General features: G+C 64.1%; 10 protein-coding genes. 3 read left to right on the top strand and 7 right to left on the bottom strand.

What is annotated here, in order from left to right; genetic code table 11:
- Positions 1-10: 10 nt before the first annotated feature.
- Complete coding sequence (locus IFU00_21995; protein ID MBD8544954.1) at positions 11-1,249, bottom strand: hypothetical protein; 1,239 nt, start codon at positions 1,247-1,249, stop codon at positions 11-13.
- Between the two features lie 215 nt (positions 1,250-1,464).
- On the opposite strand from IFU00_21995, the gene IFU00_21990 reads away from it, so the two are divergent.
- From IFU00_21990 to IFU00_21980, 3 genes are all read left to right on the top strand, one after another.
- Positions 1,465-3,255 (top strand): heme-binding protein, encoded by a 1,791-nt coding sequence (locus IFU00_21990; GenBank protein MBD8544953.1) that lies wholly within the window; start codon positions 1,465-1,467, stop codon positions 3,253-3,255.
- 206 nt (positions 3,256-3,461) lie between these two features.
- Positions 3,462-6,317: a TonB-dependent receptor gene (locus IFU00_21985; protein ID MBD8544952.1), complete on the top strand. Its 2,856-nt coding sequence runs from the start codon at positions 3,462-3,464 to the stop codon at positions 6,315-6,317.
- A gap of 250 nt (positions 6,318-6,567) precedes the next feature.
- The gene (locus tag IFU00_21980; protein ID MBD8544951.1) at positions 6,568-7,617 is read left to right on the top strand and encodes an LD-carboxypeptidase; all 1,050 of its coding nucleotides are present in this window, start codon (positions 6,568-6,570) and stop codon (positions 7,615-7,617) included.
- 77 nt (positions 7,618-7,694) lie between these two features.
- Here IFU00_21980 and IFU00_21975 read toward each other — a convergent pair whose 3' ends face one another.
- From IFU00_21975 to IFU00_21950, 6 genes are all read right to left on the bottom strand, one after another.
- Positions 7,695-8,255, bottom strand: coding sequence for a GNAT family N-acetyltransferase (locus IFU00_21975; GenBank protein ID MBD8544950.1), 561 nt, complete (start codon positions 8,253-8,255; stop codon positions 7,695-7,697).
- A complete protein-coding gene (locus IFU00_21970; GenBank protein MBD8544949.1) occupies positions 8,252-9,379 on the bottom strand; it encodes an acyl-CoA dehydrogenase family protein in 1,128 nt (375 codons plus the stop codon). The genes IFU00_21975 and IFU00_21970 overlap by 4 nt, the downstream gene beginning before the upstream one ends.
- 19 nt (positions 9,380-9,398) lie before the next feature.
- Positions 9,399-10,067: an SDR family oxidoreductase gene (locus IFU00_21965; GenBank protein ID MBD8544948.1), complete on the bottom strand. Its 669-nt coding sequence runs from the start codon at positions 10,065-10,067 to the stop codon at positions 9,399-9,401.
- 85 nt (positions 10,068-10,152) lie between these two features.
- Positions 10,153-11,352, bottom strand: a complete 1,200-nt coding sequence (locus tag IFU00_21960; GenBank protein MBD8544947.1) for an acetyl-CoA C-acyltransferase — start codon at positions 11,350-11,352, stop codon at positions 10,153-10,155.
- A 26-nt stretch (positions 11,353-11,378) separates the two neighbouring features.
- Positions 11,379-12,563, bottom strand: a complete 1,185-nt coding sequence (locus IFU00_21955) for an isovaleryl-CoA dehydrogenase (protein ID MBD8544946.1) — start codon at positions 12,561-12,563, stop codon at positions 11,379-11,381.
- A 142-nt stretch (positions 12,564-12,705) separates the two neighbouring features.
- Positions 12,706-13,122 (bottom strand): MerR family DNA-binding transcriptional regulator, encoded by a 417-nt coding sequence (locus IFU00_21950; GenBank protein ID MBD8544945.1) that lies wholly within the window; start codon positions 13,120-13,122, stop codon positions 12,706-12,708.
- Positions 13,123-13,201 lie beyond the last annotated feature (79 nt).

Raw genomic sequence — 13,201 nt, 5'->3', positions numbered from 1 at the left:
GCGTGAATCCTTAACCGAAGAAGAGATAGGCGACGAAGATCGCGGCGATGATGCCGACCAGATCGGCCAGCAGGCCATAGCTGACTGCATAGCGCGTCTTGCGGATGCCGACCGAGCCGAAATACAGCGCGATGATGTAGAACGTGGTGTCCGACGCGCCCTGCATGATGCTGGCCAGGCGGCCGACGAACGAATCCACGCCATAGGTCTTGATCGCATCGATCATCATGGCGCGCGCGCCGCTGCCCGAGAGCGATTTCATGAGCGCGGTCGGCAGCGCGCCGACGAAATCGGTCTGCAGGCCCAGCGCGGCAAACACCCACGCGAAGCCGCTCGTGACCATGCCCAGGATGCCCGAGTTGCGCACCACGCTGATCGCCACGATCATGCCGACCAGGTAGGGGATGATCTTGATGGACGTTTCGACGCCGCCCTTGGCGCCTTCGATGAAGGCTTCGAACACATTGACCTTCTTGCGCAGCGCCCCGGTCATGAAGGCCGCAATGACGCCGAACAGCACCAGGTTGGCGGCAACCGACGACACCAGCTGGATCTGCGTCTTGTCGAGGAAGTAGGTGAAGGAGAGGACCATCGACGCGATCAGCGCCGCGGTACCGCCGATCCAGGCGAAGATCACCGGGTCGAACAGGTTGATGCGCTGGCGCAGGCCGACCATGATGATGCTGAAGATGGTGGCGGTGTAGGTCGCGATCAGGGTCGGGATGAAGATGTCGGCCGGGTTGGCCGCGCCCAGCACCGCGCGCTGGGCCATCACTGCCAGCGGAATAATCGTCAGGCCCGAGGTCTGGATCACCAGGAACATCAGCTGCGCATCGGTCGCTTCATCCTTGTTGGGGTTGAGCGACTGCAGGCTTTCCATGGCCTTCAGGCCGAACGGCGTGGCAGCGTTGTCGAGGCCCAGCATATTGGCCGAGAAGTTCATCACCATGTGGCCGTTGGCCGGGTGGTTGCGCGGCACACCGGGGAAGATGCGCGAAAAGAACGGGCCGATCACGCGCGCGAACAGGTTGATCGCGCCCGCCTTTTCACCGACATTCATGATCCCGAGCCAGAACGTCATGACACCGGCCAGCGGCAGGGCGATGTCCATCACGGCCATCTTGGCTGAATCGAAGGTGCCGTCGATGATGCGCTTGAAGATTTCGGTGTCGCCGAGGAAGAGCCACTGCGCCATTGCTGCGAGGAAGCCGACGAGGAAGAAGCCTGTCCAGATGTAATTGAGTGCCATCGATAACCAGTAAATGCTGAGAGGTGCTGATCGGTGCTGATCGAAGCGTTGCCGCCGGGTTCGGACGATTGTGCAGCGCCCAGGGGCCAAGGGCAAGCTGCTTGGATGAAAGAATGCAGCCGCGCCATGCGCAAAAGTTATGAGCGTTGCTTGCCAGGGCGCGGCGCGCCTATGATACGGCACGCTGTATGAGATGCCCCAAAGGATCTGCCGTCATGAAATTTCGCTCCGCCGCTGCTGCGCTGCTGTCGCTGTCATTGCTCCTGTCATGCCCGGTCGTGCAGGCGCAGGCACAGGAGCAGGACAAGGTCCTGCACATGTTCCTCTCCACGAGCGAGACCGGACTCGACCCGGCGGTCGCGTCCGACAACGCCACGCTGTCGCTGCTGGAAAACCTGTTCGATCCGCTGCTGCGCTACGACTACCTGGCGCGCCCGGCCACGCTGCGCCCCAACACGGCCACGGCCATGCCGACCGTCAGCAGCGACGGCCTGACCTACACCTTCCGCATCCGCCCCGGCATCCACTTCACGCCCGACCCCGCGTTCAAGGGCCGCAAGCGCGAAGTCACGGCGGCCGACTATGTCTACAGCCTCAAGCGTTTATATGATCCGGCGCTCAAGTCGCCCTGGGCCTATATGTTCGAAGGCAAGATCGCAGGCGACGCCGCGCTGCGCGCGCGCTTCGGCCCGGATGTGCCGGTGGCCGGCCTGCAGGCGCCGGACCGCTACACGCTGCGTATCCAGCTGGCCGCGCCTGACAACAACTTCCTGTTCTATCTGGCGACGGCGGCCAGCAGCGTGGTGGCGCGCGAAGTGATCGAAGCGTATCCGGGCCAGGCGGGCAATCACCCGATCGGCACCGGGCCGTTCATGCTGGGGCAGTGGAAGCGCAGCGACCGTATCGTGCTGCTGGCCAATCCGGATTCCACCGCCGTGTTCGCGGCCACGCCGGGCGACGACCCGCAAGACCGGGCGATTGCCGCCGCACTGGAAGGCAAGCGCCTGCCGCGCGTAGACCGGGTCGAGGTGCGCATCGCCGAGGAATTCCAGGGCCGCATGCTGGGCTTTTTGAATGCCGACTACGATTACCTGGAGCAGATTCCCGAATCGATGACCGAGATGGTCGTGCAGGACGGCGCCTTGAAGCCCGACCTGGCGGCGCGCGGGATCGTGCTGTCGCGCTTTCCGGTATTGCAGACCTACTATATGTGGATGAACATGACCGACCCGGTCGTGGGCGGCTACAGCAAGGACCGCATTGCATTGCGGCGTGCAATCTCGATGGCGTACAACAGCGCCGAAGACATTGCGCTACTGAAAAAAGGGTTTGCGATCAAGGCCGAGTCGCCGCTGCCGCCGAATGTGCGCGGTTACGATCCGCGCTACCGCAGTCCGGTGCCGTACAACCCGGCGCTGGCCAATGCCTTGCTCGACCGCCATGGCTACGACGGGCGCGACCCGGACGGTTTTCGGCGCGCGCCCGATGGCAAACCGCTGACCTTGACGATGCACAGCGAAGCGACCGTGGGCGGGCGCCTGCGCGATGAACTGTGGCGAAAATGCCTGAATGCCATCGGTGTGCGCGTCGTGTTCAAGTCCGACAAGAAAACGGAGATCATCAAGGCCTCGCGCCTCGGAACGGTGCAAATGTTCGAGAGTAACTGGATCGCCGATTTCCCCGACGGCGACAACTTTTATCAGCTGTTGTACGGGCCGAATGCAGGCCGCGCGAACTACGCGCGTTTCAACCTGCCTCAATACAATGTGCGCTATGAAAAAGCACGCTTGCTGCAGGATGGTGCAGAGCGGAACACACTCTATTTTGAGATGAACCAGCTGCTCCACGCGTACAACCCATGGGTGCCTTTGACCCATGTTTTATCGGGCGATTTGCGGCATCCGTGGTTGAAAAACTACAAACGCCATCCCGTCGAATTCACGAACTGGCGCTACCTCGATATCGATGTTGCGCAAAGGGCACGCTCGGTCAGGGGCACGCGATAGATTCCGTTAATTTTTCCGCAAGAAAATATTCCCGCTGGTTATACTCCCCTCCGGATAATTCATTGGCTTGTCACAAAATTGTGAGCGTACTCTGAATTGAAAACATAACGTAATGCCAAGAATCAACTTGGCATGCGACACGCAGGCCGGCGCGATGCAATGCACGCGCCGGCCGACGACCGCCCCGGAACGCAAGGAGAAACATCGTGAAATTGAAGAAACTGGCCCAGCTGATCGCCTTGATGGGGGCGGTCGCCCCTGCTGCCATGCCGCTCGTGGCGCAAGCGCAAACCGACACGTCGATGCAGCGGGTGGAAATCACCGGCTCGAGCATCAAGCGTATCGCCAAGGAGGGCGCGCTGCCGGTTGAAATCATTTCGCGCAAGCAGATCGAAGACCAGGGCATCGTGACGGCCGAGCAACTCATCGCCACGCTGAACATCAATGGCAATGGCTCGGACAATCTGGCCTCGAATGCCGACGTCACGTCGGGCGCCCAGCGCGGCAACAACGGCGCGTCCAGCGCCAACCTGCGCGGCCAGGGTTCCGATTCGACGCTGGTGCTGCTCAATGGCCGGCGCGTCGCCACGCACGGCATGAAAGGCTCGGCGGTCGACCTGAATTCGATCCCGATGGCGGCGGTCGAGCGCGTCGAAGTGCTCAAGGATGGCGCGTCGGCCGTGTACGGCACCGACGCCATCGGCGGCGTGATCAACTTCATCCTGCGCAAGAACTACAAGGGCCTGGAAGCGCAAGCCTTCACCGACGTGGCCGAGGCAAGCGGCGGCGAAATCGGCCGCGCCAGCCTCACCGGCGGCTGGGGCGACCTCGATACGCAGGGCTGGAACGTGCTGGCGACGCTGTCCCACAGCGAGAACAAGGCGCTGCGCGGCAACCAGCGCGATTTCGTCAACACCTTCCAGCCGAACCGCGGCGTGTCGGTCGATACGCGCGGTACGCCGAGCGGCAATATCTTCGCCACGACGCTGGCGCCAACGCTGCTCTCGCGTACCGGCACTGGCCCGACCCTGCCGGGCAGCAGCGTTGCCTACAACGGCATCAGCCTGCTCGACCTGCCAGGCGGCGCCGGGTGCGACAGCATCGACGGCATGGGCGCGTACGACGAAAAACTGTGGGACACGCCGGGCGCCGCCTATGGCTGCGCCTGGGATACGGGCCGCGCAGCGGTGCTGCAGCAGCCGGTCAAGAACACCAACGCGCTGGGCCGCGCCACCTTCCGCATCGGTGAGCACGAGCTGTTCGCCGAAGGCGTCGCGTCGCGCGTCGAAGTCTCCAAGCGCTTCTCGCCGAACCAGATTTCGCCATCGGCGTCGACCTTCGGTCCGAGCTCGTTCTACCCAAGCACGGGCGCGGCTTACAACGACGTCTACAACGCACTGGTCAAGACCTTCCCCGGCATCTCGGCCAACTACGGCTTGCCGATCGCGTACCGCTGGCGCTGCATGGAGTGCGGCAACCGCGAGATCACCACCGAGACCAAGGCCAGCCGCGTGCTGGTGGGCGCCGATGGGCCGCTGACCCTGTTCGGCAACCGCTACGATTACCGCGTCGGCCTGTCGCGCGCCTACAGCGAATCGGAATCGCTGCTGGGCACCGGCTACAACTACACGGTGGCGCTGCGCGATGTGCTCGGTTCGGGCATCGTCAACCCGTTCCTGCTGCCGGGCCAGACCCAGAGTCAGGCCGCGATCGACGCGATCCGCGCTACCTCGGCTGCCGGTGTCGTCATGTACGGCGGTAAAACGACGCTGACCCAGTTCGACGCCGCGCTGTCGGGCGAAATCTTCAAGCTGCCGGCCGGCGCCGTGATGATGGCGCTGGGCACCGACCTGCGCCGCGAAGAATACAAGTTCAATGGCGACCTGCGCGCCGTCAGTGCGCGCCCGGCGATCCTGAATGCGCCGTTCGATGACGTCAATGCGCTGCCGAAGGTGAGCCGCGACATCAAGGCCGTGTATGCCGAGATGCTGGTGCCGGTCACGCAGGCGCTGGAGCTGACGTTCGCCATCCGCCGCGACGATTACACGGGCTTTGGCGCGACGACCAATCCGAAGGTCTCGTTCCGCTACCAGCCGATCCCGCAACTGATGTTCCGCGGTTCGTACAACGAGGGCTTCCGCGCGCCGTCGTTCAACCAGCTGTTCAACGGCGTGACCGAGAGCCAGTATGTCGGCAAGGACCTGGCCGATCCGGCTACCTGCCCAAGCGGCCGTGTCGACACCGCAGTCGCCGGTTGCCAGGCCGTCAATCCGGTTGTTCTCACCGGCGGCAAGCCCACGCTGGGCCCGGAGACAGCCAAGCAGGCCAGCCTGGGCGTCGTGTTCGAGCCGGCCGGCGGCTTCTCGGCCAATGCCGACCTGTGGGAAATCCGCAAGGAAAACACGATCGACTCGTTCAACGCGGTGACCATGATCGCGAACTACAGCCTGTTCCAGGACCAGTTCATCCGCGACGCCGCCGGCAACCTGACCGAGATCGATCAGCGCTGGCTCAATGCGGGCGAACGCATCACGCGCGGCCTCGAAGTCGGCGCCCGCATGACCGGCAAGTTCAGCACCGGTTCGATCTGGGGCATCGGCATCGACGGTTCGCGCCTGCTCGAGAAGAAGTCGCGCGCCACGAAGAACGCCGAATTCGGCGAGAGCGAAATCGGCCGCTTCCTGTTCACCGGCGACCTGGGCCTGAAGTGGAAGCACAGCGCCTACGTGACCTACAAATACGGCAACTGGAGCGGCATGCTGCAGAATATCTTCCGCTCGGGTTACACCGACCAGGTGCTGCCAGGCGTGGCCAGCGGCCGCATCAAGCCGTCCGAGTACAACAGCAAGGTGGACGACTATTCGATCTTCCACCTGACCGCAAATTACACGGGCTTCAAGAACCTGACGCTCACCGCCGGCATCAAGAACATCCTGGACGAAGATCCACCGTTCGCGATCACCTACGACAGCAACACGGGCGCCGGCAGCAGCTGGGAGCCGCGTGTAGCCGACCCGCGCGGCCGTTCATTCACGATGATGGCAACCTACAAATTCTTCTGAGCGAAAAGCGGGGGTCAGGTCTGACATTCGGACACGAGCTCGACAATCGGGTAGTCAGCACCAGCTGGAACCGGGCCAAGCTAATACTGTGCAAGACACCATTGGAAGTGGCTAAGGCTGAGGTCGTGTCTGAATGTCAGACCTGACCCCAGCTGTGCCTTGGAAGTGGCTAAGGCTGAGGTCGTGTCTGAATGTCAGACCTGACCCCAGCTGTGCCCGGGCCTTTTTCATTCAGGATTGCCTACCGCGCATGAAGATCAACCGCCGCAGTTTTGGTGCCATCGCCGCTGCCATGTCCACTATCGCGTCCGGCGCTGCCGCTGCGCGCGTGCCTTCGCGTTCCATGCCCAAGCTGATCAAACCTCCACGCCTGCGCCGGGGCGACGTCGTCGGCCTGATCGCGCCAGGCGGCTACACGAACGATGCCGCCATCGAGAAAGCCGTGCGCAATATCGAGGGGCTGGGTTTCAGGGTTAAACCTGGCGCCTATCTGCGCGAGGTGTTCGGCAACTACGCGGGATCAAGCCAGCAGCGCCTGGCCGACCTGCATGCGATGTTCGCCGATCCCGAGGTCAAGGCGATCTGGCCGATCCGCGGTGGCTCGGGCTGTATCTCGCTGTTGTCCGGGCTGGATGTCGCGCTGATCCGCCGCAATCCGAAAGTCCTGATCGGGTATTCGGACATTACGGCGCTGCACCTGGCGATCTTCAAGCAGACCGGCCTCGTGACGTTCCATGGGCCAGTGGCCTCGTCGACGCTGACCGACTATGCGACGCAGCACATGATGGCAGTGCTGACCGAACCTCAGGCGACCTACACGATTGCGATGTCGCCTGAAAACGCCGAACGCGCCGCGCAGGCGCCGCACTTCGGCATCCATACCTTCACGCATGGCGTGGCCACGGGGCCGCTCATGGGCGGCAACCTGTCGATGGTCGCGGCGCTGGCCGGCACGCCGTATGCGGCCGATATCAAGAACAGTATCCTGTTCCTGGAAGACGTCAACGAGGCGCCGTACCGGATCGACCGCTGGATGACGCAATTGGACCTGGCCGGAGGCTTTGCCAATGCGGCGGCGCTGGTGGTGGGGATTTGCCAGAACTGCGGGCCGGAACACGAAGACGTATCGCTGACGCTCGAGCGCACGCTGGCATTGCACCTGCATCCGCTGGTCATTCCGGCAGTGAGCGGCTATTCCATTGGACATATCCGCAACCAGTTCACGCTGCCCATGGGTGTGCGGGCGAGGCTCGATACGCAGGCGCAGACGATCACGCTGCTGGAAGCGGCGGTGTCCTGAGAATGTTCTGGTAATGCTGTTGAGCGTGCGGGCTTGTGACAGGTGGGTTGAACGCGTGGGCGGGAAACCTACCCACCCTACCTCGGGTGTGGCGCAAGGCGCCGGCTCATCGTCACCGAGCCGTGCGACTCGCCATCGATCCGGTACAAGTCGTGCACCTCACCGGTGACGACGAACCCGGCGCGCTCGTACAGCCGGCGCGCCGCCAGATTGCCCGACAGGACATCCAGATCGACCCATTCGAGTGGCGGCGTGACGCTGGCCCATGCCAGCGCGTGCTCGACCAGCTGGCGGCCCAGTCCTGCCCCGCGGTGATCGCGGTGCACGCCCATGCCCAGCAGCGCGCGGTGGTAGGCCGCAATTTCAGGCCGCGCGCGCAGGTCGACGTGGCCGGCGATCGCGCCCCGGGCGTCGAGCGCGAGCCACATGCGGCGCCAGCGCGGCTGGCCGAACGGCACCGTAAAACTGGCGGCAAACGACGCCGCCTTGTCGGGTGGAAGGCGCGATTGCCCGCGCGAGATGGGCTGGAACAGCGGCACGGCGCCGCGGCCGTTTTCCTGCAACTGGTCGTCGAGGTACATGAACAGCTGCGGCAGCTGTTCCGGCACCAACGCCTGCAGGGTCAACGGCCCGTTCACAACGCGCGGGCGATCAGGATCTTCTGGATGTCGCTGGTGCCTTCGTAGATCTGGCACACGCGCACATCGCGGTAGATGCGCTCGACCGGGAAATCAGCCACGTAGCCGTAGCCGCCGAACACCTGCATCGCATCGGACACCACGCGCTCGGCCATTTCGGACGCGAACAGCTTGGCCATCGCGGCTTCCTTCAGGCAGGGCAGGCCGGCATCCTTCATCGACGCCGCATGCAGGATCAGCTGGCGCGCAGCCTCGATCTTCATGGCCATCTCGGCCAGGCGGAACTGCACCGCCTGGTGCTCGAAGATCGCCTTGCCGAAGCTCTCACGCTCCTTCGCATACGCCAGCGCGGCCTCGTATGCGGCGCGCGCCATGCCGACCGCCTGGGACGCGATGCCGATGCGCCCGCCCTCCAGGCCCGACAGCGCGATCTTGTAGCCCATGCCTTCTTCGCCGATCAGGTTCTCCAGCGGAATGCGGCAATTCTCGAACACGATCTGCGCCGTGTCCGACGAGTGCTGGCCCATCTTGTGTTCAACGCCGGCCACGATGTAGCCGGGCGTGTTGGTGGGCACCCAGAACGCGCTGATGCCCTTCTTGCCGGCCGCCTTGTCGGTGACGGCCATGACGATTGCCACGTCGCCGTACTTGCCGCTGGTGATGAACTGCTTGGTGCCGTTGATGACGTAATGCGCGCCATCGCGCACTGCGGTCGTGCGCAGCGCCGCAGCGTCGCTGCCGGTGTGCGGCTCGGTCAGCGCGAATGCGCCCAGCAGCTCACCCTGCGCCAGGGGCCGCAGCCACTGCTGTTTCTGCGCTTCGCTCGCATACATCATCGCGATGCTGCACACGGGGCAGTTGTTGACCGAGATGATGGTGGAGATGCCGCCATCACCGGCCGCGATTTCTTCGAGTACCAGCGCGAGCGCCACATAATCCAGGCCAGCGCCGCCATACTGCTCCGGCACCGCCACGCCGAAGGCCCCCAGCGCCGCCAGTTCGTCCAGCTCTTCGCGCGGGAAATGGTGCTCACGGTCCCAGCGCGCAGCGTTGGGGGCCAGGCGCTCCTGGGCAAAGCTGCGCAGGGCGTCGCGGATCATCTGGTGTTCGTCGGACAGGATCATGGGGTCTCGTTATCGTGTGTTACCAGGCGATCGGCTCGCCGTCGTGGTTCAGGAAACTGCCGTTGGCGCCCGCGTCCACCTTGTCCAGCGTGGCGCGCAGATCGCGTACGCTGTCCTGCACGGTGAGCGCTGCGCCGCTGCCACCCATGTCGGTCTGGACCCAGCCCGGATGGAAGGCGATGCAGGTCACGCCTTGCGCGCCGTAGGTGATCGCCGCATCCTTGAGCACCGAATTGAGCGCAGCCTTGCTGGCGCGGTACAGCGTGCCGTTGGCGCCCGAGCGCTCGCCGATGGAGCCCATGCGCGACGACAGCACTGCCAGCTTGCCCTTCGAGTCGGCCAGCAGGGGCGCGACCACCGGGATCAGGCGCATCGCCGAGAGCACATTGGTGTGCATGACGGTGTCGAACTCAGGGCCGGTCGGAAAGCTCCCCTGACTCGGGCCATACACGCCGGCCACCAGCCAGGCGCTGTCGATCTTTTCGTCGTCCAGGCGCCAGGCCAGCGCGGCGATCGATGCGGCATCGAGCACTTCGAGCTGGTGCGCTTCGGCGCCCAGCGCGACGAGGCCATCGCAGTCTTCCTGCTTGCGTGCGGTGGCGATGACGCGCCAGCCGTCCTGGCGATATTGGGCGGCCATTTCATGGCCAATGCCGCGCGAGGCGCCGACGATCAATACGGTGGGCATGCGGTACTCCTTGTGAAGGGTTGGTAACGATAGACCTTCAATAGTCGCATGCTTTGTTCATCGTTGCAGCGCATCGCGGGCGGGCTTACACCAGCTCGATCGCCATCGCCGTGGCCTCGCCGCCGCCGATGCACAGCGCCGCCACACCGCGCTTGCCTCCGGTGCGCTTGAGCGCGCCGAGCAGCGTGACGACGATGCGCGCGCCCGAGGCGCCGATCGGGTGGCCCAGCGCGCAGGCGCCGCCGTGCACATTGACCTTCTCGTGCGGGATGGCCAGGTCGCGCATCGCCGCCATCGGCACCGCAGCAAAGGCTTCGTTGATCTCGTACAGGTCGACGTCGCCCGCCGTCCAGCCGGTTTTTTTGAACAGCTTTTGCATCGCGCCGATCGGGGCGGTGGTAAACAGGTTCGGTTCCTGCGCATGCGTGGCGTGACCGAGCACGCGCGCGATCGGCGTCAGGCCCAGTTCTTTGGCGGTCGATTCGCGCATCATCACGAGAGCGGCGGCGCCGTCGTTGATCGACGACGACGAAGCGGCCGTGACGGTGCCATCCTTCTTGAACGCTGGCTTCAAAGACGGGATCTTGTCGACCTTGGCCTTGAGCGGGCCTTCGTCCTTGTCGATGACGGTGTCGCCAGCGCGGCTGGTGACGGTGACGGGCGCGATTTCCCAATCGAAGCCGCCGTCGGTAGCGGCCGCCTGCGCGCGCTTGACCGAGGCAATTGCGAAGTTGTCCTGCTCTTCGCGCGTGAAGCCGTAGCTCGCGACGCACTCTTCGGCGAAGGTGCCCATCGAGCGGCCTTCACCGGTTTTCTCGTTGCGCGAGTAGGCGTCTTCGAGGCCATCGAGCATCATGTGGTCGAACATCGGCGCGTGGCCGATGCGGTAGCCGCCGCGCGCCTTGGGGATCAGGTAGGGCGCGCCGGTCATCGATTCCATGCCGCCGGCGACGACGACGTCGGCGCTGCCGGCCACCAGCTGGTCGTGCGCGAAGATCGCCGCCTGCATCGCCGAGCCGCACATCTTGGAGAGCGTCACGGCGCCGGTGGACATCGGCAGGCCGGCCTTGATCAGCGCCTGGCGCGCCGGGGCCTGGCCCTGGCCCGCCATCAGGCAGTTGCCGAAGTAGACGTGTTCGACGGCGGCAGGATCGACGCCGGCGCGCTGCACGGCGGCCTGGATCGCGACGGCGCCCAGGTCACTGGCGGTTTTGCTGGAAAAATCGCCCTGGAAGGCGCCCATCGGGGTGCGCGCGGCGCCGACGATAACGACTGGATCGTTCATGGTGTGGGTCTCCGGATCTGAAGGGATTACATGGTCTCGCCGAACAGCTCGCGGCCGATCAGCATGCGGCGGATCTCGCTGGTGCCGGCGCCGATTTCGTACAGCTTGGCGTCGCGCCACAGGCGGCCGACCGGGTATTCATTGATGTAGCCGTTGCCGCCCAGCGTCTGGATCGCTTCGCCGGCCATCCACGTGGCTTTTTCGGCGCTGTACAGGATGGCGCCGGCGGCGTCCTTGCGCAGGGCGCGGATCTGCTCCGGGCCCGTGGCGCGGTCGCAGGCCTGGCCGACCGCGTACACATAGGCGCGGCAAGCCATCATGGTCGAGTACATGTCGGCGATCTTGCCCTGCATGAGCTGGAATTCGCCAATGGCCTGGCCGAACTGCTTGCGGTCGTGGATGTACGGCACCACCACGTCCATGCAGGCCGACATGATGCCCAGCGGGCCGCCTGACAGCACGGTGCGCTCGAAGTCCAGGCCCGACATCAGGACATTGACGCCCTTGCCGACGCCGCCCAGCACGTTCTCGACGGGTACCTCGCAATCCTGGAACACCAGTTCGCCCGTGTGCGAGCCGCGCATGCCCAGCTTGTCGAGCTTTTGCGCGATCGAGAAACCTTTGAAACCTTTTTCGATCAGGAAGGCGGTCATGCCGCGCGCGCCTGCTTCGGGATCGGTCTTGGCGTAGACGACCAGCGTCTCGGCATCGGGGCCGTTGGTAATCCACATCTTGGTGCCATTGAGCACGTAGCGGTCGCCCTTGAGTTCGGCGCGCAGGCGCATGCTGACCACGTCCGACCCGGCGTTCGGCTCTGACATCGCCAGTGCGCCGATGTGCTCGCCCGAAATCAGCTTGGGCAGGTAGTGCTGCTTTTGCGCTTCGGTGCCGTTGCGCTTGATCTGATTGACGCACAGGTTCGAGTGGGCGCCGTAGGACAGGCCGACCGAGGCCGAAGCACGCGAGATTTCTTCCATCGCCACGATGTGGGCCAGGTAGCCCATGTTTGCGCCGCCGTATTCCTCGCTCACTGTGATGCCCAGCAGGCCGAGTTCGCCCATCTTCTTCCACAAATCCATCGGGAACTGGTCGCTGCGGTCGATCTCGGCCGCGCGCGGCGCGATTTCGCTGGCGGCGAATTGCTGGACGGCTTCGCGCAGCGCGGCGATATCGTCGCCATGGTCAAAAGTCAGGCCTGGAAGGTGCAGCATGTCGTCCTCGCGGTGAACAGTGGTGAGTGATGAATTGAGAAAGGGTGCGCGACAATCATACTCGCGTGTTACGTTAACGTAAACGTCAAACAGCAGGCAAAAAAAAGGCGCCGACAATTGTCAGCGCCCGGTTCACCTGGACTCAGGCAGCGTCGCGGCCGGCTTCACCGTCGGCACGATTGCCGCCGAGCAGGCGACGGCATTCTTCTTCGTGGGCGACGATTTCTTCCAGCGCCATCTCGATATCGGCGCGCTGCTGTTCGAGCGTCACGCGCTGCTGGCCCAGCACGGCAAGGAAGCGGTCGATCTGCGCCTGCGTGTCTTTTGGCGACTCGTACATGTCGACGATGCTCTTGATCTCGGACAGCGTCAAACCCAGACGCTTGCCGCGCAGGGTCAGTTTCAGGCGGGTTCTGTCGCGTGGCGTGTACACACGGTTGCGGCCGCCCACGCCTTCGCGTTTCGGGCTGAGCAGGCCCTGGTCTTCATAGAAACGGATGGCCCGTGCAGTGATATCGAATTCGCGCGCCAGTTCGGCGATGGTATAGGTAGTCGGCATGAGGTTCTGTAGCGGTTGGGAAACGACCAAAAATCGCGTAAAATCGAAACAAGCAGTAACTTCCGTTAACGTAAATTGT

The organism is Oxalobacteraceae sp. CFBP 8761 (genome assembly GCA_014841595.1).
Taxonomy (GTDB): domain Bacteria; phylum Pseudomonadota; class Gammaproteobacteria; order Burkholderiales; family Burkholderiaceae_D; genus Telluria.
Note: the sequence above shows the minus strand (reverse complement) of the source record. Positions and strands in the feature narration are given on the sequence as shown.

Excerpts from the sequence above, each read along its gene's own strand:
- IFU00_21955 (MBD8544946.1), bottom strand. The coding sequence starts at position 12,563 with ATGCTGCACCTTCCAGGCCTGACTTTTGACCATGGCGACGATATCGCC.
- IFU00_21960 (MBD8544947.1), bottom strand. The coding sequence starts at position 11,352 with ATGAACGATCCAGTCGTTATCGTCGGCGCCGCGCGCACCCCGATGGGC.
- IFU00_21950 (MBD8544945.1), bottom strand. The coding sequence starts at position 13,122 with ATGCCGACTACCTATACCATCGCCGAACTGGCGCGCGAATTCGATATC.
- IFU00_21970 (MBD8544949.1), bottom strand. The coding sequence starts at position 9,379 with ATGATCCTGTCCGACGAACACCAGATGATCCGCGACGCCCTGCGCAGC.
- IFU00_21995 (MBD8544954.1), bottom strand. The coding sequence starts at position 1,249 with ATGGCACTCAATTACATCTGGACAGGCTTCTTCCTCGTCGGCTTCCTC.
- IFU00_21980 (MBD8544951.1), top strand. The coding sequence starts at position 6,568 with ATGAAGATCAACCGCCGCAGTTTTGGTGCCATCGCCGCTGCCATGTCC.
- IFU00_21965 (MBD8544948.1), bottom strand. The coding sequence starts at position 10,067 with ATGCCCACCGTATTGATCGTCGGCGCCTCGCGCGGCATTGGCCATGAA.
- IFU00_21990 (MBD8544953.1), top strand. The coding sequence starts at position 1,465 with ATGAAATTTCGCTCCGCCGCTGCTGCGCTGCTGTCGCTGTCATTGCTC.